The organism is Micromonospora sp. SD12, from assembly GCF_052068495.1.
Taxonomy (GTDB): Bacteria; Actinomycetota; Actinomycetes; order Mycobacteriales; family Micromonosporaceae; genus Micromonospora; species Micromonospora echinofusca.
The window spans coordinates 183388-204347 of the sequence record NZ_JBQHDF010000004.1 but is presented as its reverse complement, the minus strand read 5'-3'; the positions used below and the strand labels follow the sequence as shown (position 1 = coordinate 204347).

The following is a 20960-nucleotide window of genomic DNA, read 5'->3' as shown; positions in this document are numbered from 1 at the left end:
ACCGGTCGGGATCGTACCGGTGCCGGCCGACCGGGGCGGGTTGGCGGAAATGGGACAGCGGCACTGACCGACTGGCCACTGCCGGGACGGGACCCGGTTGGGCAGACTGCCAGGGGTGACCAACCGGAGCCTGCCCGCCGTCGCCGTGCTCGTGATCGCCGCCGCCCTCACCGCCGCCTGCGGCGACGACGCGGAGGACCGGCACGCCGCGCCCTCCGCCGCCCCGGCGTCGACCCCGGCCGCCGTAGCGTCGTCGGGCCCGGCCGAGGCGCCCGCCGCCACGCCGACGCGGCCCGCCCCGCCGGCCGCCTCGCCGACCGGGGCGGCTCCGGCGGTTCCGAGCGCCGGCGGTGCGACCGAGCGCCGTCCCGCCAGCCCGCCGCCCGTGAAGCTGCCGGCCCGGCCGACCGGTACGCCCGGCGCGCGGCAGGTCGTGGACGCGTTCAAGGCCGCCGGGCTGAAGGTGCCGAACCCTCGGGACCGGTCGGTCGAGTGCGGCCCGGACGGGCTCGGCCTGGGCTGCTCCGAGCTGATCGCCACCGACGCGGTCACCGTCTACGTCTTCCCCGACGAGACCAGCGCCAGCGAGATCGCCGAGACGTGGGGCGGCCAGTCGTTCCGGCGGGGCACGGTGGTGCTCAACTACCTGGAGGCGAAGACCCCCACCGCCGACCGCGCCCGCTACGAGAAGGTCCTGACGGGCCTGCGCTGACCGCCCGGGCCTGCCCTCCTCGGCGCCACCCGACTCGACTGGGCGCGGCCTGACGCGGCTCGCTCACCGGATGTGGCCTGGCGCGGCTCGGCTGGGCGCGGCCCGGCGGCGCCCGGACGTGTCGGGGCGGGTCAGCCGCGCAGGCGCAGGCCGCGCGGGGTGGCGCGGAAGCCGGCCGCGGTGAGCGCGTCGTGCAGTGGCGAGGAGTGCACCGCCCCGCCGTCGGCCCGCTCCACCGACATCGCGCCCAACGCGCCCGAGTGCACCGCGTCGGCGAGCGCCTTACCGGCCGCCGCCAGCAGGTCCGCCTCGTCGGTGAAGGAGAGGATGGTCCGCCCGCCGCGCTCGACGTAGAGCACCAGGTCGCCGGCGACCAGCACCACCACGGCACCGGCCTTGCGCCCCGCCCGGTGCCCGGTCGCCGGGGTGGCCCCGTCGCCCGAGTCGACGGCCCGCTCCGGCCAGGACAGCGCCGCACCGTACGGGTTGGCCGGGTCGGTGGCCGCGAGCACCAGGGCGGGCCCGCCGCGCCCCCGCCCGCCGTCGGTCGGCTCGGCCAGCGCCCGGATGCGGTCCACCGCACCCGGCACCGCGAACTGCGCCGCGCCCAGGCCCTCGACGAAGTAGCCCCGCCGGGCCGCGCCGCGCTCCTCCAGCGCCGAGAGCACCGGATAGACCGCGGCGAAACCGCCGGTGACCTGCTCGGCCAGCACCGCGCCCCGGGTCACCACGCCGTGCCGTTCGAGCAGCACGTCGGCCAGGGCCGCGGCGCGGCGGGTCGGGTCGGTGTCGCGTTCCGGCAGCCGGGACCAGCGGCCGGCGACGGTCGGGGGGCCGCCCCGCGTCGGCAGGGCCACCCGCCCGGGGCGTCGGTAGCGAGTGCGCGGCGCGGCGGCCCGGGAGCGGTGCGCCCCGCCGCCGCCGAGCGCCGCGCGCAACGGCGCCAGGGTGTCGTTGGTGAGGTGACCGGCCCACACCAGGTCCCAGACGACGGCGGCCAGCGCGGCGTCGTCGGTCGAGCCGACCCGGTCGGACAGCGACCGGAAGAACAGCGCCTGCCCGTCGCCGAGCGCGTCCAGCACCGCGTCGTGCAGCGGGGTGCGGGTGAGCGCCTCGTCGGGCGGGGGGAGCAGCAGCGGCGCGACGTCCGAGTACGCGAGGGTGACCCAGCCGTCGCCGCCGGAGATGGCGCCGGAGCCGGCCCAGAGCACCTCGCCGCTGGCGCAGAGCTCGTCGAGCTGGGCGGGGGAGTAGTCGGCGACCCGGCCGGGCAGCACCAGCCGTTCCAGCGCCGACGCCGGCACCGCCGCCCCCTGCAACTGCTCCACGGCGGCGGCCAGCGCCTCCACCCCCCGCGCGGAGGAGCCCACCTGCTGCCAGCGGGGCAGGAACGCGGCCAGCGCCCGGGGCGGCACCGGCTCGATCTCCCGGCGCAGCGCGGCCAGGGAACGGCGGCGCAGCAGCCGCAGCACCTCCGCGTCGCACCACTGGCTGCCGGCGGTGTCGGGGGTGAACTCGCCGGCGACCACGCGCCCGGTGGCGGCGAGCCGGCGCAGCGCCTGCTCGACCACGAAGACGCCGAGCCCGAAGCGGGCCGCGCAGGTGGCGGCGACGAAGGGCCCGTGCGTACGCGCGTAGCGGGCGACGAGGTCGCCGAGCGGATCGGCCACCGGGGCGAGGTAGGCCTCGGCCACCCCGACCGGCAGGGCCACGCCGAGGGCGTCGCGCAGCCGGGCGGCGTCCTCGACGCCCACCCAGCGCTCCTCGCCGGCGACGCGTACGCGCAGCACCCGCCGGGCCGCCGCCAGCTCCGTCAGCCACCCGGGTGAGGCACCCCGCTCGGCCAGCTCCGCCTCGGAGAGGTCGCCGACCACGCGCAGCAGCTCGACCACGTCCTCCGCGTCGCGCGGGCGGCGCTGCTCGGTCAGCCAGCGCAGCTGCCGCTCGGTCTCGGCCAGCACCGCCGGATCGAGCAGCTCCCGCAGGTCGACCCGGCCCAGCAGCTCGCCGAGCAGGGTCGAGTCCAGCGCCAGCGCGGCGGCCCGGCGCTCGGCCAGCGGCGCGTCGCCCTCGTAGAGGAACGCCCCGACGTAGCCGAAGAGCAGCGACCGGGCGAACGGCGACGGCTGGGCGGTCTCCACCTCGACCAGGCGCACCTTGCGGGCGGCCAGGTCGCGCATCAGCTCGGCCAGCGCGGGCTGGTCGAAGACGTCCTGGAGGCACTCCCGGGCGGCCTCCAGGGTGACGGGGAAGTCGGCGTACTCGCGGGCGACGTCGAGCAACTGGGCGGCGCGCTGGCGCTGCTGCCACAGCGGCTGGCGGCGGCGCGGGTCGCGCCGGGGCAGCAGCAGCGACCGGGCGGCGCACTCGCGGAACCGGGACGCGAAGAGCGCGGACGTGCCGACCGACTCCTCGACGAGCTGGGCGATCTCCTCCGGCTCGAAGACGACCACGTCGGCGCCGGGCGGCTCGTCGGCCGTGTCGGGCAGTCGGACCACGATGCCGTCGTCGGACGGCATCACCTGCGCGTCCACGCCGTAGCGCTCGGCGAGCCGGCGGCCGATGGCCAGCGCCCACGGCCCGTTGACCCGGGCGCCGAGGACGCTGTGCACGGCCAGCCGCCAGTCGCCCAGCTCGTCGCGGAACCGCTCGACCACCACCGTGCGGTCGTCGGGCAGGGACCGGGTGGCGGCGCGCTGCTCGCGCAGGTAGGCCATCAGGTTGCCGGCGGCCCAGTCGTCCAGCCCGCCGGCCCGCAGCGCGGCCACGGCCGTTTCGTCGTCCTGCCGCAGCAGGGCGCGCACCCGCGCGCCGATGGCCCGGCCCAGCTCGACGGGCCGGCCGAGCTGGTCGCCCTTCCAGAACGGCATCTTCGCCGCCTGGCCGGGGGCCGGCGAGACCAGCACCCGGTCGGGGGTGATCTCCTCGATCCGCCAGGACGACGAGCCGAGCAGGAAGACGTCGCCGACCCGGGACTCGTAGACCATCTCCTCGTCCAGCTCGCCGACCCGGGCGGCCCGCTCGGCCCCGGCCAGGAAGACGCCGAAGAGCCCCCGGTCGGGGATGGTGCCGCCGCTGGTCACCGCGAGCCGCTGCGCGCCGGGCCGGCCGGTGAGCGTGTCGGTGGCGCGGTCCCAGACCAGCCGGGGCCGCAGCTCGGCGAACGCGGTGGACGGGTAGCGGCCCGAGAGCATGTCGAGCACGGCGTGCAGGGCCGAGTCGGGCAGCTCGGCGAATGGTGCCGCCCGGCGTACCAGCACGGCCAGGTCGCCGACGCGCCACGGCTCCAACGCCACCATGGCGACGATCTGCTGGGCCAGCACGTCGAGCGGGTTGCGCGGATGGTGCAGCTCCTCGATGGCGCCGTCGGCCATCCGCTCGGCCACCACCGTGCAGGAGAGCAGGTCGCCCCGGTGCTTGGGGAAGACCACGCCGCGGGAGACCGCGCCGACCTGGTGCCCGGCCCGGCCGACCCGCTGCAGGCCGGCGGCCACGCTGGGCGGCGCCTCGATCTGCACCACCAGGTCGACGGCGCCCATGTCGATGCCCAGCTCCAGGCTGGAGGTGGCCACCACGGCGGGCAGCTGACCGGACTTGAGCGCCTCCTCGATGTGCTTGCGCTCCTCGCGGGAGACGCTGCCGTGGTGGGCGCGGGCGATCACGGGCGGCGCGCCGGCCGCCGCGCCCGCCTGCGCCATCAGCTCCGCGGGCGTACGGCCGACGCGCACCGGCCCCGCGGGGCCGCCCCACCCGTCGCCCTCGCGGGCCGCCGGCGGGGACCCGCCGGCCGACTCCTGCCCGGCCGACTCCTCGCCGGCCAGCTCGTTGAGCCGGGCGCAGAGGCGCTCGGCGGAACGCCGGGAGTTGGTGAAGACGATGGTCGAGCGGTGCGCCCTGACCAGGGAGAAGACGCGCTCCTCCAGCGCCGGCCAGATGGACGCCCGACGTGCGCCGAGACCGCCGAGGTCGTCCTGCGGCGGCTCCTGCTCGTCGAGGCGGGTCATGTCCTCCACCGGGACCTGGACGCTGACCTCGATCGTCTTGGCGCTGGGTGGCGCGACCACGTCGACGGGGCGGGCGCCGCCGAGGAAGCGGGCGCACGCGTCGACCGGCCGGACGGTGGCGGAGAGGCCGATCCGCTGCGCCGGGGCGGGCAGCAGCTCGTCGAGGCGCTCCAGGGAGAGCGCGAGGTGGGCCCCGCGCTTCGTGCCGGCGACCGCGTGCACCTCGTCGACGATCACCGTCTCGACCCCGCGCAGGGAGTCGCGGGCGGCGGAGGTGAGCAGCAGGAACAGCGACTCGGGCGTGGTGATGAGGATGTCCGGCGGGGTGCGCGCGAAGGCCCGTCGCTCGTCGGCGGGGGTGTCGCCGGTGCGCATCCCCACGGTGATCTCCGGCGGCGCGACGCCGAGCCGGGTGGCGGCCTGCCGGATGCCCGTCAGGGGGGTGCGCAGGTTGCGCTCGACGTCGACCGCGAGCGCCTTGAGCGGGCTGACGTAGAGCACCCGGCACCGGTGCCGGGGGTCGGCCGGGGCGGGCTCGCGGGCCAGCCGGTCGAGCGACCAGAGGAACGCCGCCAGCGTCTTGCCCGAACCGGTGGGGGCCACCACCAGCGCGTTGCGCCCCGCGGAGACGGAATGCCACGCGCCGGTCTGGGCGGCGGTGGGCGCGGCGAAGGCGGCGCCGAACCACTCCCGGGTGGCCGCGCCGAAACCCGCCATCGCATCCGTCACGCCGACCATCCTGCCCCGACGGACCGACATTCAGGCCCTCGCCGGGGACGCGGCGCCCCGCTCCGGCCCCACCGCGCCGTTTGCACGTTTAATCCATTAAGTCTTACTTAACTGCTTGATTGTGTCCCACAACATAAAGTAACTTCACTCGGAGCGTCAGCCTGGGGTGGAGGGGATCGGATTGACCGTCGAGCAGCGGAGCTTCGAGCCAAGCACCGACGTGCTGATCCGCAAGGTCGACAGTCATCTCGCCGCCGTCCGCACCGGCCTGTCCGGCCCGGAGCTGGAGCTGGCCGAGCGGCTCGCCGCCGCGCTGCGGGAGCTGGTCGTCTCCACCGCGCAGGCCAGCGCGGCCGACCGGGGACAGGTCCGCGCCGCCGTGCACTACTTCGTGCTACGGCGCGAGAGCCGGGGCCGGCTGCTGCCGGTGCGCTCCCTCGCCGCCGCCCAACGGGTGGTCAACAAGGTCGTGGTCCAGCTCGGCCGCCCCGACCTGCTGGTGGAGCCCCGGCGTGAGCGTCCCGCCCGCGAACCCGTCGCCCCCGCCGCCGAGGTCATCGTCGGCTGAGCGTCCACCACAACCGGGACGAATTCGCGCAAAACCGCCCGCCGTGTGACGAACTGGCGTGTGATCGCACCTAGGTGCCGTCCCACCTCAGGCGCGCGCCGCAGCCACCTCGACCGGGAGCGCGGGTGCTCGTACTGCTGATCCTCCACTGCGTGGCGGCCCTCGTCGCGCCGCTGCTCGTCCGGTGGTGGGGTCCCCGCGCCTGCTACCCGCTGGCGCTGGCGCCGGCGGCCGCGTTCGGCTGGGCGCTGGCCCGCACCCCCGCCGTGCGCGACGGCGGGGCGGTGGTCGAGACGTACCCGTGGATCGGCCAACTCGACGTGGACCTGGCGCTGCGGCTGACCACCCTGTCCTGGCTGATGGTCCTGCTCGTCGGCGGCGTCGGCGCGCTGGTCCTGATCTACAGCGCCCACTACTTCGGCCGGGAGTCCACCGGCGTGGCCCGCTTCGCGGCCGTCATGGTGGCCTTCGCGGGGGCGATGCTCGGCCTCGTCCTCGCCGACGACCTGCTGCTGCTCTACGTGTGCTGGGAACTCACCACGATCTTCTCGTACCTGCTGATCGGGCACAGCGCCGAGCGGCGTGCCAGCCGGTGGGCGGCGGCGCAGGCGCTGACCGTGACCACGCTCGGCGGGCTGGCGATGCTGGTGGGGTTCATCATGCTGGGCGGGCACGCCGGCACCTACCGCTGGTCGGAGATCGTCGCGGCCCCGCTGCCGGGCGGGGCGTACCTGGTCACGGCGGTGCTGCTGATCCTCACCGGGGCGCTGTCCAAGTCGGCGCTGCTGCCGTTCAGCTCGTGGCTGCCGGTGGCGATGGCGGCCCCCACGCCGGTGAGCGCGTACCTGCACGCCGCCGCGATGGTGAAGGCGGGCGTCTACCTGATCGGGCTGCTCGCCCCGGTGCTGGCGGCCGTCGGCCCGTGGCGGCCGGTGGTCGTGGTCGCGGGCCTGGCCACCATGCTGGCCGGGGGCTGGGCGGCGCTGCGGCAGACCGACCTGAAGCTGCTGCTGGCGTACGGCACGGTCAGCCAGCTCGGCCTGATCGCGGTGGCGATCGGGGCGGGCACCCCCGACACCGCGCTGGCCGGGGCGGCGATGCTGCTGGCCCACGCGCTGTTCAAGGCGCCGCTGTTCCTCGTCGTCGGCATCATCGACCACGGCGCCGGCACCCGCGACCTGCGGGAACTGTCCGGGCTCAGGCGCGGCGCGCCGCTGCTCGTCGCTGTGACGGTGCTCGCCGCCGCGTCGATGGCCGGGCTGCCACCGCTGGTCGGCTTCGTCGCCAAGGAGGCCGTGCTGGCCGCCTTCATCGACCGGCCCGCCGTCCTCGTCGTACTGGTGGCCGGCGCCGCGCTCACCGTCGCCTACAGCGCCCGGTTCGTCTGGGGCGCGTTCGCCACCCGGCCGGGCGTGGCGCCGACCGTCCTCGGGCGGGTTCCCGCGTCGATGCTCGGCCCACCGGCCCTGCTGGCCGCCGTCGGGCTGCTCGCCGGCCCGGCCGCCGGGATCCTCGACGGCCTGCTCCGCCCGTACGGCGAGCTGTTCGGCACGGTCGGCAAGGACCTGGCGCTGTGGCACGGCCTCAGCCCCGCGCTCGGCTTCTCCGCGCTCGCCGTGGCCGGCGGCGCGGTCCTGTTCGCGCTGCGCGGACCGCTCGCCCCGGTGCTGGCCCGGCTGCACGTCCCGGTCACCGGCAACCAGGGGTACGAGTGGACCACCCGCCGCCTCGACCGGCTGGCCATCGAGGTCACCGGAGCCACCCAGCGCGGCTCGCTGCCGCAGTACCTCGGCGTCATCCTGCTGGTGCTCACGGTGGTGCCCGGCGGGGCGATGCTGGCCACCCGGCCGTGGCGGGACCGGATCGCCCTCTGGGACAGCCCGTTGCAGGTCCTGGTGGTGACGGTGGTGACCGTCGCGGCGGTGCTCGCGGTGGGCGCCCGCCGGCGGCTGACGGCGATGCTGCTGGTGGGCATGACGGGCTACGGCACCGCGATGCTCTTCGTGGCCCACGGCGCGCCGGACCTGGCGCTGACCCAGTTCCTCGTCGAGACCGCCACCATCGCGGTGTTCGTGCTGGTGCTGCGCCGGCTGCCGGAGCGGTTCTCGGCCCGCCCGAGACGCAGGCGGTGGGTACGCCGCGCGATCGGGGCGGCCGTCGGCGTCGTGGTCGGTGGGCTGGCCCTGACCGCCGCGGCGGCCCGCCAGGCGCCCACCATCTCCGACGCGTTCCCGGATCTGGCGGTCACCCAGGGGTACGGCCGCAACGTGGTCAACGTGACCCTGGTCGACATCCGGGCCTGGGACACGATGGGCGAGCTGTCGGTGCTGGTGGTGGCCGCGACCGGCGTGGCCAGCCTGGTCTTCCAGCGCTCCCGCACCGGGCCCCGCCCACGTCGCCCCGAGCCGCCGAAGCGGGTGCAGCGGCCGGGGCACCGGGTCTGGCTTCGCGGCGGGGCGACCCTGCACGAGCGGCAGCGTTCGATCGTGCTGGAGGTGGTTACCCGGCTGGTCTTCCACACGGTGGTGGTCTTCTCCCTGTTCCTGCTCTTCTCCGGCCACAACGCGCCGGGCGGCGGCTTCGCGGGCGGCCTGGTGGCGAGCCTGGCGCTGGCCGTGCGCTACCTGGCCGGCGGGCGCTACGAGCTGGCCGAGGCGGCCCCCGTCGGCGCCGGCACGGTGCTCGGCGCCGGCCTGCTCGTCTCGATCGGCACCGGGACTGTCTCGCTGCTCGCGGGCGGGTCGGTGCTCGAGAGCGCCCGGATCGACCTGTGGCTGCCCGTGATCGGCGACTTCTACCTGATCACGTCCCTCTTCTTCGACGTCGGCGTCTACCTCGTCGTGGTCGGGCTGGTGCTGGACATCCTGCGCAGCCTCGGCGCCGAGGTGGACCGGCACATCGAGGCGGCCGGCGAGTCCGGGGGCGGGCTGCGGGTCGACCGGCGGGGGGAGCGGGCGTGAGGAGCGGCGTCGCGGGACCGGCCCTGGTGCTGGTCGTGGCCGCCGGGGTGTTGTGCGGCTGCGGGGTCACCCTGCTGCTGGAACGCAGCCTGAGCCGGATCCTGCTCGGCGTCATCCTGCTCGGCAACGGGGTCAACGTGCTGATCCTGCTGGGCGGGCGCGCGGGGGCCGCCCCGGTGGTCGGCACGGCGCCCGCCGGCACGCTGAGCGACGCGCTGCCGCAGGCCATGATCCTCACCGCGATCGTGATCACCTTCGGGCTGACCGCGTTCCTGCTGGCGGTGAGCTACCGCAGCTGGTACCTCACCGGCGACGACGAGGTCCCCGACGACATCGAGGACCGGCAGGTCCGGGAGGCGGCCGAGCGCAACGAGCTGGCCACCGCCGACCTCGGGGGCGAGGGCCCGGACGCCGACCCCGAGCAGGTCGACCCGGAGCCGCCGCGCCGGCGCGGGGGCGGCCCCGGATGACCGGGTACGCGGGAGGGGGCGCCCGATGAGCCGGCTCGTGCCGCTGCCCGTGGTGGTGCCGCTGCTGGGCGCGGCGCTGACCCTGCTGCTGTTCCGGTGGCCCGGGCTGCAACGCGTCGTCAGCGTCACCTGCCTGGCGGTCACGCTGGTGGTGGCGGCGGTGCTGCTGGTGCAGGCGTACCGGCACGGGCCGGTGGTGGTCCAGGTCGGCGGGTGGCCGGCGCCGGTGGGTATCGTGCTGGTCGCGGACCAGCTCGCCGCGCTGATGCTGGTGGTCTCCTCGGCGGTGACGCTGTGCGTGCTGCTCTACTCCGTCGGCCAGGGGCAGGGCGACTTCGGCGAGACCGTGCCGGTGACCATCTACCACCCGACCTACCTGGTGCTGACCGCCGGCGTGACCAACGCGTTCCTCGCCGGCGACCTGTTCAACCTCTTCGTCGGCTTCGAGATCCTGCTCGCCGCGAGCTTCGTGCTGATCACCCTCGGCGGCACCGAGACCCGGATCCGCACCGGCTCGACGTACGTGGTGGTCAGCATCCTCTCCTCGATGATCTTCCTCGCCTCGGTGGGCCTGGTGTACGCGGCCACCGGCACCCTGAACATGGCCCAGCTGGCGCACCGGCTGGACGCGCTGCCCGACGGCGTACGGCTGACCCTCCAGCTGATGCTGCTGCTCGCCTTCGGGGTCAAGGCGGCGGTCTTCCCGCTCTCGGCCTGGTTGCCGGACAGCTACCCGACCGCCCCGGCCCCCGTCACGGCGGTCTTCGCCGGCCTGCTCACCAAGGTCGGCGTGTACGCGATCATCCGCACCGAGACGCTGCTGTTCCCCGGCGGTCAGCTCGCCGGGCCGCTGATGGTGGTGGCCGGACTGACCATGCTGGTCGGCATCCTCGGCGCGGTGGCCCAGTCCGACATGAAGCGGCTCTTCTCCTTCACCCTGGTCAGCCACATCGGTTACATGATCTTCGGCGTGGGGCTGAGCACCGTGGCCGGGCTCTCCGGCGCGATCTTCTACGTGGTGCACCACATCACCATCCAGACCACGTTGTTCCTGGTCGCCGGTCTCGTCGAGGAGCGGGCCGGCAGTACCGACCTGCGCCGCATCGGCGGGCTGGCCCGGGCGGCCCCGCTGCTCGGCGTCCTCTTCTTCGTCCCGGCCATGAACCTCGCCGGGATTCCGCCCTTCTCCGGGTTCCTCGGCAAGCTCGGCCTGCTCCAGGCCGGCGTCGCGGCCGGCGAGCCGCTGCCCGGCGCGCTGGTGGCGGCGGGGACCGTGACCAGCCTGCTCACCCTCTACGTGGCCTCGCGGGTGTGGAACATCGCCTTCTGGCGCGCGCCGCAACTGGCCACCGCCGAGCCGGTCGTGCGCCTGCCGGCGTTGATGGTCGGCGCGACGATCGCGCTGGTCGGGCTGGGGCTGGCGTTGACCGTCGTCGCCGGGCCGCTGTTCGACGTCACCGCCGACGCGGCGGTCGACCTGCGCGAGCGCACCCCGTACATCCGTTCCGTGCTGCCGGCCGGTGCCCCGTGACCCCGGGCCCGCAGGCACCGCCGCGCGGGCGGGGGCGGCGGCGCGACCAGTTGATCGCCTTCGGCTGGCTGGTGCTGGTCTGGATACTGCTGTGGGGGGACTTCTCCTGGGGCAACCTCGTGGGCGGGGTGGTGGTGGCCGGCGCCGTGCTGGTGTTCTTCCCGCTGCCGCCGGTGAGCTTCGGCGGCCGGTTGCGCCTCGGGCCGCTGCTGGTCTTCGTGGTGCGTTTCGTCGGCGAACTGGTCAGCGCCAGCGCGCACGTCGCGCGGGTCGCGGTGCAGCCCGGCTACCAGCCACGGGCGGCGATCATCGCGGTCCGCCTGCGGGTGCACACCGACCTGAACCTGGCGCTCACCGCCGAGGCGCTGTCGCTGGTGCCGGGCACGCTGATCGTCGAGGTCGACCGCAACACCGGGGTCCTCTACGTGCACGTGTTCGACACCCGCGGCCCGCAGGACCTCAGGGGCAGCCGGCGGCGGATCCTCGCCGTCGAGCGGCGGCTCGTGCGCGCCGTCGGCTCCGCCGCCGAGGTCCGCCGGGTCAGCGCCGATCCCGTCGAGAGGGGACCCGAACCGTGACCACGTTACTCGCCGCCATCCTCACCCTCCTGTTCTCGGTGACCGCGCTGCTGGCCCTGATCCGGCTCTACCGCGGGCCGTCGCTGATCGACCGGGTGGTCGCGGCCGACATGCTGCTCGCCACGATGGTGGGCGCGGTGGGCGCGGAGGCCGCGGTGAACCGTCACGCCACCACCCTGCCGGTGCTGGTGGCGCTGTCCATGCTCGGCTTCGTCGGGTCGGTGTCGCTGGTCCGCTTCGCCGTCCGCGAGGACGGGGAGGCCTGATGTGGGGCACGCTGGCCGACTGGCTGGGCGGCGGCTGCCTGGTGGCCGGCGCGCTGCTGAGCCTCGCCGCGGGGATCGGGGTGCTGCGCTTCCCGGGCACGCTGGACCGGATGCACGCCGCGACCAAGCCGCAGGTGCTCGGGGTGCTGCTCCTTCTGCTCGGCGTGGCGCTGCGGCTGCGTACCCCGGCCGACCTGGGCATGGTGGCGCTGGTCGGGATCTTCCAGTTGGCCACCGCTCCCGTGGCGGCGCAGATGATCGGCCGGGCCGCGTACCGCGCCGGCCGGGTCGAGCCGGCCCTGCTCGACGCCGACGAACTCGCGCCCGCCGACCGTCGTGCGGGTGGCGGGGGCGATCCGTCCTGACCCGCGACCTCCGGGGGATCGCATCCGTGGCGTCCCAATTCGGGGACTGCGACGAATCTGAGTCTTGCGTCTTGCCGGGTGGTCTGCCCCGCTGCACGCTTTCGCAGTGATGGCTGTCGATCAACGGCCGTCCGCCGGTCACCGCCCACCCGGCGGGACCGGGACCACCGGACCCCGGAGGACCAATGAGACCCCGCACCCCCCGCTCCGCCTGGCTGGCCGCGCTGGCCGTGGCGGCGGCGACGGTCGTGACCGCCTCCTCGGCGACCGCCGCGCCCACCACCACGGTTCCCGCCGCCCCCGCGGCGCTCGCCGCGCCCCCGGACATCCCGCTGGCCAATGTGAAGGCGCACCTGTCCCAGTTCCAGTCCATCGCCACCGCCAACGGCGGGAACCGGGCGCACGGTCGCCCCGGCTACCTCGCCTCGGTCAACTACGTCAAGGGCAAGCTCGACGCCGCCGGGTTCACCACCGTGGTGCAGTCGTTCAGCTACGGCGGCGCCACCGGCTACAACCTGATCGCCGACTGGCCCGGCGGAGACCCGAACCAGGTGGTCATGACCGGGGCGCACCTGGACAGCGTCACCGCCGGCCCCGGGATCAACGACAACGGCTCCGGCTCGGCCGCGATCCTGGAGACCGCGCTCGCGGTGGCCCGCAGCGGCTTCACCCCCACCAAGCACCTGCGCTTCGGCTGGTGGGGCGCCGAGGAACTCGGGCTGCGCGGCTCCCAGTACTACGTGAACAACCTGCCGTCGACCGAGCGCACCAAGATCAAGCAGTACCTGAACTTCGACATGGTCGGCTCACCCAACGCCGGCTACTTCGTCTACGACGGCGACAACTCCGACGGGGTGGGCTCCGGCCCCGGCCCGGCCGGCTCGGCGCAGATCGAGCAGACCATCCAGGCGTACTTCAGCTCGATCGGCGTGCCCACCCGGGGCACCGACTTCGACGGCCGCAGCGACTACGGGCCGTTCATCAACGTCGGCATCCCGGCCGGCGGCACCTTCACCGGCGCCGAGGGCACCAAGTCCAGCGCCCAGGCCTCGCTCTGGGGCGGCACGGCCGGCCAGGCGTTCGACCCGTGCTACCACCGCTCCTGCGACACCACCAGCAACATCAACGACACCGCGCTGGACCGCAACGCCGACGCCATCGCGTACACGGTGTGGGCGCTGGCCGGCACCGGCACCCCGCCGGGCACCACCGTCTTCAGCGACACCTTCGAGACCGCCACCGGGTGGACCGCCGACCCGGCGGGCACGGACACCGCCACCCTCGGCCGGTGGGAGCGCGGCGACCCGGCGGCCACCAGCTCCGGCGTGGCCACCCAGCTCGGCACGACCGTCAGCGGCAGCTACGACCTGGTCACCGGGCCGCTCGCCGGCAGCAGCGCCGGGGCGTACGACCTCGACGGCGGGGTGAGCACCATCCAGTCGCCGGCCATCACGCTGCCGTCGACCGGCACCCTGAACCTCTCGTTCTCCTGGTACCTGGCCCACCTGAACAACGCCAGCAGCGCCGACTACCTGCGCGTACGGGTGGTGGGCAGCGGCACCGTCACGGCGCTGAACGCGACCGGGGCCGCGACCAACCGGGCGGCGGCCTGGCAGAGCGCCAGCGTCGACGTCTCCGCCCTGCGGGGACAGACCGTACGGATCGTGATCGACGCGGCCGACGCCAGCGGCGCCAGCCTCGTCGAGGCGGCCGTCGACGACGTGAAGATCACCCAGAGCTGACGCCGGAAGAGGCCCCCGACCGGCCGGTGTCGGGGGCCTTCGGCACACCTTCAGCGGATATCCAGCCGATCCCGATAAAATGGGCCGCATGATCGACTCTTCTGCCCAGGAGGGCAGCAGTAGCCAGCCGGGTCGTGCCCGGCGTATCCCGACCCCGACGTCCCCGGGAGCCCTGAGCGACCCGTGTTGATCGTCGTTGGTCTTCTCCTCATCATCGTTCTCACCGTCGCCACGGGTTACTTCGTGGCCCAGGAGTTCGGCTACGTCGCCGTGGACCGCGGCCGGCTCAAGCAGCTGGCCGACGACGGCGACAAGGCCGCCGCCCGGGCGCTGGAGGTGACCGGGCGGCTGTCGTTCATGCTCTCCGGCGCCCAGCTCGGCATCACCGTCACCGCCCTGCTGGTCGGTTACGTCGCCGAGCCGTTCCTCGGCGCCGGGCTGGCCGAGCTGCTCGGGGGCGCCGGCATCTCGACGGCGGTCAGCCTGCCGCTCTCGGTCGCCCTGGCCCTGGTCCTCGCCACCGTGGTGCAGATGGTCCTCGGTGAGCTGGCCCCGAAGAACCTCGCCATCGCCCGGGCCGAGCCCCTCGCGAAGGCCCTGAGCAGTTCCACCCTGTTCTATCTCAAGATCGCCGGCCCGCTGATCAAGCTCTTCGACCGGGCCGCCGTCCGGCTGCTGCGTCGCGTCGGCATCGAGCCGATCGAGGAGCTGCCCAGCGGCGCCACCCCGCAGGACCTGGAACAGATCATCGCCGAGTCCCGCCAGGAGGGGCACCTGACCGCCGAGATGTCCACGCTGCTCGACCGGGGGCTCGACTTCCGGGGGCTCACCGCGGGCGAGGCCATGGTGCCCCGCGTCGACGTGCACACCGTACGCGCGCACGAGCCGCTCAGCCGGGTCGTCGAGCTGCTGGACACCGGCAAGTCCCGCTTCCCCGTACGCGGTACCGAGGGCGTCGACGACCTCGTCGGCGTGGTCGGCATCGCCGACGTGCTCGGCGTACCCCCGGAGAAGCGCGCGAGCACCCCGGTCAGCGCGGTCGCCGGCCCTCCGCTCCTGGTGCCGGAGACGCTGCCGCTGCCGACCGTGCTGGACCGCCTGCGCTCCGGCCACCGGCAGCTCGCCTGCGTGGTCGACGAGTACGGCGGCTTCGCCGGCGTGATCACGCTGGAGGACATCGCCGAGGAACTCGTCGGCCCGATCCGGGACGAGGACGACCCGCCGGAGCGGGCCCCGGCCCGCCAGGCGGACGGCTCCTGGGTGGTGCCGGCCCGCTGGCGCATCGACGAGGTCGCCGACAGCACCGGCATCGAACTGCCCGAGGCCCCGGAGTACGACACGCTCTCCGGCCTGGTCATGCGGGAGCTGGGGCGCGTCCCCGAGGTCGGTGACCGGCTGGAGATCAGCCTGCCGGCCGACGGCGAGGACGGCGCGGAGGGACCGCGCGCCCTGGTCGAGGTGCTGGCCGTCGACCGGCACGTGGCCGACTCCGTCCGGCTGCGGATCGCCGAGCCCGGGGAGGTGTCCGCGTGAGCCCCGGCATCGCGCTCTTCACGTCGGTGATCCTGCTGGCGCTGAACGGCTTCTTCGTGGCCGCCGAGTTCGCCCTGGTGGCCAGCAAGCGTTACCGGCTGGAGCACGCCGCCGCCGGTGGCGGCCGGGCCGCCCGGGCCGCGCTGGACGGCGTACGTGAGCTGTCGCTCATGCTCGCCGGCGCGCAGCTCGGCATCACCCTGTGCACCCTGGGTCTCGGCGCGCTCGCCGAACCGGCGATCGAGCACCTGCTGAGCCCGCTGCTGCACGCGGTCGGGCTGCCGGACGCCGCGAGCCACGTGATCGCGCTGATCTTCGCGCTGAGCGTCGTCACCTTCCTGCACCTGGTGGTCGGGGAGATGGCGCCGAAGTCCTGGGCGATCACCCACCCGGAGCGCTCGGCGGTGCTGCTGGCGTTGCCGTTCCGCGCCTTCGCGCGGGTCGCCCGGCCGGTGCTGTCGGTGATGAACGCGCTGGCCAACGCGATGCTGCGGCTGGTCAAGGTCAACCCGCAGGACCAGCTCGCCCAGGTGCACGGCCCGGACGAGCTGCGGATGCTGCTGGAGCAGTCCCGCGAGCACGGCCTGTTGGGCGCCGAACAGCACGAGATGCTCACCAGCATGCTGGAACTCCAGGGCACCACGGTGGCGCAGGTGATGGAGCCGTTCGACCAGATGGTGACGGTGCGCCGCGACGAGGGAGCCGACCGCATCGAGCAGGTCAGCCGGGACAGCGGCCGGTCGCGGCTGGCCGTGCTGGACGCCAGCGGCGACGTCTGCGGCCTGGTCCACGTCCGGGAGGCGGTGCGGGCCACCACCACGGGCCGTACGGTCACCGCCGGGGACCTGATGACCAACGCCCTCACCCTGCCGGCCACGGCGTCGGTGACCGAGGCGGTGGCGGAGATGCGCGCCCGGCAGTCCCAGCTCGCGCTGGTGCGCAACGGCGGCGGGCCGGCCCGGCCGGTCGGCTTCGTCGCACTGGAGGACCTGCTGGAGGAGGTCATCGGCGAGTTCGACGACGAGACCGACCCGGTGCCGCGCGGGCGACGCATGAGATGAGACCGGAGGGGTGGCCGCTGTTCGCCGAAGTCGGGGCGGCCACCCGCCGGGTCCGCGACCATGGAGGGGCCCGGGCGAGGTCCGCGACCATGGGGGGTGACGGGCAGGCGCGGCCCGGTCGTGGACGGGGGAGTGCTGTGCGGTTGACGGGGGTGTCGCCCGAGTCCGGCGGGACCGGACTGTCGGTGCGCACGGCCCTGGCCAACCCGAGCACCCGCCCCGGGCTCCGGCTGCCGGGGCGGGTCACCGTCGTCGCCGGCTCCACCGACGTACCCGTCCTGCACGTCCGGCTCGGCCTGGTCACCACGGCCGAACCGGACGACCCGGAGGCGCCCCGTCGCCTGGTGCAGTTCCACCAGGCCACGGTGGCTGGCGCCTTCGTGCTGCGCGCCGGGCGGGGCCGCTCGATCCCGTTCGAGTTCCCGCTGCCGTGGGAGACCCCCGTGACCGTCTTCGGCGGGGTGCCCCTGCTCAGCCTGCGGATGGGGCTGCGTACGGAGGTGGCTGTCGGGCCGGGGCTCGACCAGGGCGCGATGGTGCCGGTCTTCGTGCACCCGCTGCCCACCCAGGCGCACGTCCTGGCGGCCCTCGACACGCTCGGCTTCAGCATGCGCCAGGCCGGCCTGGTCGACGTGCGGCTGCCGGGGGTGGCGCAGACCCTGCCCCTGCACCAGCGGCTGGGCTACTGGGTGGCGCCGCTCTACGCCGGACCGATCACCGAGCTGGAGCTGATCTTCATCGCCGAGCCGGCCGGCCTGGAGGTGATCCTCTGGCTGGACCGGCGGCTGGCCCTGGCCGGGATCACCCACCAGAGCATCAGCCGGTTCCGGGTCTGGCACACCGGCGCCGAGCAGCGGGACTGGGTCGCGACCGTGGACGCCTGGCTGCGCGCGGCGATCAACCGGCACGCGGCGGCCGCCGCGCACGCCGACTGGTCCGCGACCATCTCCGAGTCGGCGCACGTCAGCCGCCCGCCGGACGAGCCGATCCACCCCGGCTTCGGCCTGGGCGGCACGGCCGGCGGCGGCGGCTCCGGCGGCGGCGACGGCACCTGACCCGGAGCGGGGCGGCGAGGCACCGCCCCGGCAGCGTCAGGCGGCGACCGTCCCGGCAGGGCCAGGGCGTGCCGGCGGCCCCGCCGGGTCAGGCGCTGGCGGTGGCCAGCTTGAGGCTGAAGCCGAGGAAGAGCGCGGCGACACCCGTGGTGGCGCCGGCGGCCAGGCGGTGGCGCCGGCGGAACTGGGCAGCCAGGAACGTGCCCGTGAAGATCAGCGCGGTCAGGTAGAGCGCGCTGGTGACCTGGGCGATGAGCCCGAGCAGCAGGAACGACAGGGCCGGCCAGGCGTAGCCCGGGTCCACGAACTGGATGAAGAACGAGACGAAGAAGAGGATCGCCTTCGGGTTGAGCAGGCTGATCACCAGCGCCTTGCGGAACGGGCTGCGCAGCGCCGCCGGCTCCGCGGCGTCGATGAGCCGCGGGGTGGCCGGGTCGTTGCGCGTCCGCCAGCGCCGCCACGCGCCGCGCAGCATCGTCAACCCCACATAGCCGAGGTACGCGGCGCCGGCGTACTTGATCACGAGGAAGAGCGGCGGGTACGCCTGGACCAGCGACGCCACGCCGGCGGCGGAGAGGACCATGAGCACCCAGTCGCCGACGAAGACCCCGCCGGCGGCCCGGTAGCCGGCCCTCACGCCCCGTTGGGCGGCGGTGGAGAGCACGAAGAGGGAGTTGGGCCCGGGCAGCAGAACGATCGCCACGGTGCCCAGCACGTACGTCCAGATGTCGGTGATACCCAGCACGCCCGCCATCATGAGGCCACGGGTGCCGCCCGGCGAAGCCTTTCCCGCAGCGTGACCTGTGCGTTCGGCCACTCGTCGACGGTCATCGAATACTGCACGGTGTCCCGCCAGGAGCCGTCCGGGCGGAGCCGGTGCCGGCGCAGCACCCCCTCGCGGGACGCACCGAGGCGCTCGATCGCCCGCTGCGAGCGCTCGTTGCGGATGTCGGTGTGCCAGACCACCCGTACCGCGCCCAGCTCCTCGAAGGCGCGGGCGAGCAGCAGCAGCTTCGCCTCCGTGTTGATCCCGGTGCGCCACCAGGGCCGGCCCAGCCAGGTGTAGCCGATCGCCACCGCCCGGCGCTCCGGGTCCACCTCGTAGAAGGAGGTCGTGCCAACCACGGCGCCGGTCACGGCGCAGCGCTGCACCCACGGCACCCGCTCGCCCCGCCGGTGGGCGGCCAGGGCGACGGCGATCCCCTCGGCGGTGCCGGCGGGGTCGGCCGGCTGCGGGCTGCCGAGGTGCCGCCAGACCTCCGGGTCGGCGGTCGCGGCGTGCAGCTCGTCGGCGTGCGCGAGGTCGAGCGGTTCCAGCAGCACGTGCTCCCCGCGCAGCACCGCCGGATCGAGCCACGGCGAGGTCCGCTCCCGCAGGTACGCCGGCACCGGCACGCCCACCCCGGCGTCGGGCTCGGGCGCCCCGGCGGTCAGCCGCAGCGGCACCACGCCGGCCCAGTGCGGCAGGGCGAGGTCGGTCTCCTCGTCGCGTACGCCGCCGGCGCGGGCGCGCACCGACACCTCCCGAAGCGGCAGGGCCAGCACGGCCGTCTCGGCCAGCTCCCGGCGCGAGGGCGGACGGCTGTCGGCGCTGCGCCCCCGGGCGGCCTTCTCCACCAGGGCGGTCAGCATCCGCAGCTTCTCCCGCTCGTCGGCGACCAGCCGCGCGGTGCCGTGCGCCACGACCGAGCGGTAGTTGGCGCTGTGGTGGAACTGCGAGCGGCCGTAGACGAGGCCGTCGAGCAGGGTGACGGCGACGCAGACCGGCAGCCCCTCGCCCCGGGCGGCGAGCAGCGGCCGGCTGCCGGTGGAGCCGTGCAGGTAGAGGGTGTCGCCGATGCGCACGTGCAGGGTGGGCAGCACGCGGGGCTCGCCGTCGACGGTGAACCCGAGCGCGCAGTCGTACGCCTCGTCGAGGACGGCGTGCGCGGCGGCCTCGTCGTAGCTCATCCGCTCCCGGGAGCGGCTGGCGGTGGTCCGGTCGGTGGGTGTGTACATGACTCGACCTTTGTTCTAGTACAATCCCTGATTTGTGTCAGCACGCTATCAGTTCGTCGGTACGACGGCCGCCGAGATTTCGGCCAGCATCGAATCGGGCATCCGCTCCGCCGCCCTCGCCCCCGGCGACGCGCTGCCGCCGGTGCGCGAGCTCGCCGCCCGGCTCGCGGTGAGCCCCGCCACCGCCGCCCGCGCCTACCAGGAGCTGCGCCAGCGGGGCCTGGTGGTCACCGCCGGCCGGCACGGCACCCGGGTCCGGCCCCGGCCGCCCGTGGCGGCCCGCCGCTCCGCGCTGCGCCCGCCGCCCGCCGCCGGCCTGCGCGACCTCTCCCGGGGCGAGCCGGACGTGCGGTTGCTGCCACCCCTCGGGGCACACCTCGCCGGCCTGGCCGCCGCCGCGGGCGAGCCGGTCGGCTACCCGGCCGCCGGGGTACTGCCCGAGCTGGCCGAGGCGGCCCGCGAGCGGCTGGCCGCCGACGGCGTACCGGCAGCGGAGCTGACCGTCACCGGCGGGGCGCTGGACGGCATCGAGCGGCTGCTCGGCGCGCACCTGCGCCCCGGGGACGCGGTCGCGGTCGAGGACCCGGGCTGGGCCAACCTGCTCGACCTGGTCGCCGCGCTCGGACTGCGGCCGATCGGCGTGCCGGTCGACGACGACGGTCCGCTCGTTGCCGGGGTCGGCGCCGCCCTCGCCGCCGGCGCGCGGGCGCTGATCGTGACGAGCCGGGCCCAGAACCCCACCGGCGCGGCGGTCTCCGCCGAACGGGCCGGCGAGCTGCGCGCCCTGCTCGCCGGGCGGTCCGACCTGCTGCTGATCGAGGACGACCACGCCGCCGAACTGGCCCGCGTACCGCTGCACCCGCTCGCCGGGGCGACCCCGACGTGGGCCTTCGTCCGCTCGGTGAGCAAGCCGTTCGGCCCCGACCTGCGGCTGGCCGTGCTGGTGGGCGACGAGACCACCGTGGCCCGGGTGGCCGGGCGCGCCCGGGTCGGCGCCGGCTGGGTCTCCACGGTGCTGCAACGGCTGGTCCTGGCGCTCTGGCGCGACCCCGCCGTGGCCGCGCTGGTGGACCGGGCCGCCGGCAGCTACGAGCGGCGGCGCGCGGCGCTGATCGGGGCGCTCGCCGACCACGGCCTGACCGCCCACGGGCGCAGCGGCATCAACGTCTGGCTGCCGGTCGACGACGAGACGAGCGTGCTGACCGCGCTGCGCGACGCCGGCTGGGCGGTCGCGCCCGGCGCGCTGCACCGCATCGCCGGCCCGCCGGCGCTGCGGATCACCGTCAGTTCGCTGGCCGAGGCGGAGATCCCGGAGCTGGCCGAGGCGGTGGCCCGGGCGGTCCGGCCCGCCCCCGCCGCCGACTTCACGGCGTGAGGGGGGAGCGCGT

At 75.2% G+C, this 20960-nt stretch carries 16 protein-coding genes; 13 read left to right on the top strand and 3 right to left on the bottom strand.

The annotated features are described in order from the left end of the window. Window positions 1-115 precede the first annotated feature (115 nt). Complete coding sequence (locus tag ACTMS2_RS10830) at window positions 116-712, top strand: hypothetical protein (protein WP_441175287.1); 597 nt, start codon at window positions 116-118, stop codon at window positions 710-712. 131 nt (window positions 713-843) lie between these two features. Here the strand turns inward: ACTMS2_RS10830 and ACTMS2_RS10825 are convergent, their stop codons facing one another. Then, window positions 844-5454 (bottom strand): ATP-dependent helicase, encoded by a 4611-nt coding sequence (locus ACTMS2_RS10825; RefSeq protein WP_441175484.1) that lies wholly within the window; start codon window positions 5452-5454, stop codon window positions 844-846. A 172-nt stretch (window positions 5455-5626) separates the two neighbouring features. Here ACTMS2_RS10825 and ACTMS2_RS10820 point away from each other — a divergent pair, with 172 nt between their 5' ends. The 11 genes from ACTMS2_RS10820 (at window position 5627) to ACTMS2_RS10770 (ending at window position 17574) form a co-directional block, all read left to right on the top strand. Beyond that, window positions 5627-6013, top strand: coding sequence for a hypothetical protein (locus tag ACTMS2_RS10820; protein WP_089001453.1), 387 nt, complete (start codon window positions 5627-5629; stop codon window positions 6011-6013). A 125-nt stretch (window positions 6014-6138) separates the two neighbouring features. Then, entirely contained in the window at window positions 6139-8973 is a 2835-nt protein-coding gene (locus ACTMS2_RS10815; protein WP_441175286.1) for a Na+/H+ antiporter subunit A, read from the top strand. Then, window positions 8970-9443 carry a Na(+)/H(+) antiporter subunit C gene (locus tag ACTMS2_RS10810; RefSeq protein ID WP_441175285.1) on the top strand — a complete coding sequence of 158 codons (474 nt, stop codon included), beginning with the start codon at window positions 8970-8972 and terminating at the stop codon, window positions 9441-9443. The genes ACTMS2_RS10815 and ACTMS2_RS10810 overlap by 4 nt, the downstream gene beginning before the upstream one ends. A gap of 25 nt (window positions 9444-9468) precedes the next feature. Continuing rightward, on the top strand, window positions 9469-10974 hold the full coding sequence (locus tag ACTMS2_RS10805; RefSeq protein WP_441175284.1) for a Na+/H+ antiporter subunit D: 1506 nt from the start codon (window positions 9469-9471) through the stop codon (window positions 10972-10974). Next, on the top strand, window positions 10971-11552 hold the full coding sequence (locus tag ACTMS2_RS10800) for a Na+/H+ antiporter subunit E (protein ID WP_441175283.1): 582 nt from the start codon (window positions 10971-10973) through the stop codon (window positions 11550-11552). The genes ACTMS2_RS10805 and ACTMS2_RS10800 overlap by 4 nt, the downstream gene beginning before the upstream one ends. After that, complete coding sequence (locus tag ACTMS2_RS10795; RefSeq protein WP_441175282.1) at window positions 11549-11818, top strand: monovalent cation/H+ antiporter complex subunit F; 270 nt, start codon at window positions 11549-11551, stop codon at window positions 11816-11818. Before ACTMS2_RS10800 ends, ACTMS2_RS10795 begins: the two co-directional genes overlap by 4 nt. Continuing rightward, a complete protein-coding gene (gene mnhG / locus ACTMS2_RS10790) occupies window positions 11818-12183 on the top strand; it encodes a monovalent cation/H(+) antiporter subunit G (RefSeq protein WP_441175281.1) in 366 nt (121 codons plus the stop codon). Before ACTMS2_RS10795 ends, mnhG begins: the two co-directional genes overlap by 1 nt. Before the next feature lie 185 nt (window positions 12184-12368). Then, on the top strand, window positions 12369-13925 hold the full coding sequence (locus ACTMS2_RS10785) for a M28 family peptidase (protein ID WP_441175280.1): 1557 nt from the start codon (window positions 12369-12371) through the stop codon (window positions 13923-13925). A gap of 183 nt (window positions 13926-14108) precedes the next feature. Beyond that, window positions 14109-15458 carry a hemolysin family protein gene (locus ACTMS2_RS10780; protein ID WP_441175279.1) on the top strand — a complete coding sequence of 450 codons (1350 nt, stop codon included), beginning with the start codon at window positions 14109-14111 and terminating at the stop codon, window positions 15456-15458. Next, the gene (locus tag ACTMS2_RS10775; protein WP_441175278.1) at window positions 15455-16519 is read left to right on the top strand and encodes a hemolysin family protein; all 1065 of its coding nucleotides are present in this window, start codon (window positions 15455-15457) and stop codon (window positions 16517-16519) included. Before ACTMS2_RS10780 ends, ACTMS2_RS10775 begins: the two co-directional genes overlap by 4 nt. A gap of 137 nt (window positions 16520-16656) precedes the next feature. Beyond that, complete coding sequence (locus ACTMS2_RS10770; protein ID WP_441175277.1) at window positions 16657-17574, top strand: sporulation protein; 918 nt, start codon at window positions 16657-16659, stop codon at window positions 17572-17574. An 88-nt stretch (window positions 17575-17662) separates the two neighbouring features. Here the strand turns inward: ACTMS2_RS10770 and leuE are convergent, their stop codons facing one another. Together leuE and ACTMS2_RS10760 are read right to left on the bottom strand one after the other, a co-directional pair. After that, window positions 17663-18331: a leucine efflux protein LeuE gene (gene leuE, locus ACTMS2_RS10765; protein WP_441175276.1), complete on the bottom strand. Its 669-nt coding sequence runs from the start codon at window positions 18329-18331 to the stop codon at window positions 17663-17665. After that, window positions 18328-19572 carry a bifunctional pyridoxamine 5'-phosphate oxidase family protein/GNAT family N-acetyltransferase gene (locus ACTMS2_RS10760; RefSeq protein ID WP_441175275.1) on the bottom strand — a complete coding sequence of 415 codons (1245 nt, stop codon included), beginning with the start codon at window positions 19570-19572 and terminating at the stop codon, window positions 18328-18330. The genes leuE and ACTMS2_RS10760 overlap by 4 nt, the downstream gene beginning before the upstream one ends. A 34-nt stretch (window positions 19573-19606) precedes the next feature. Here ACTMS2_RS10760 and ACTMS2_RS10755 point away from each other — a divergent pair, with 34 nt between their 5' ends. Further along, complete coding sequence (locus ACTMS2_RS10755; protein ID WP_441175274.1) at window positions 19607-20947, top strand: aminotransferase class I/II-fold pyridoxal phosphate-dependent enzyme; 1341 nt, start codon at window positions 19607-19609, stop codon at window positions 20945-20947. Window positions 20948-20960: the final 13 nt, after the last annotated feature.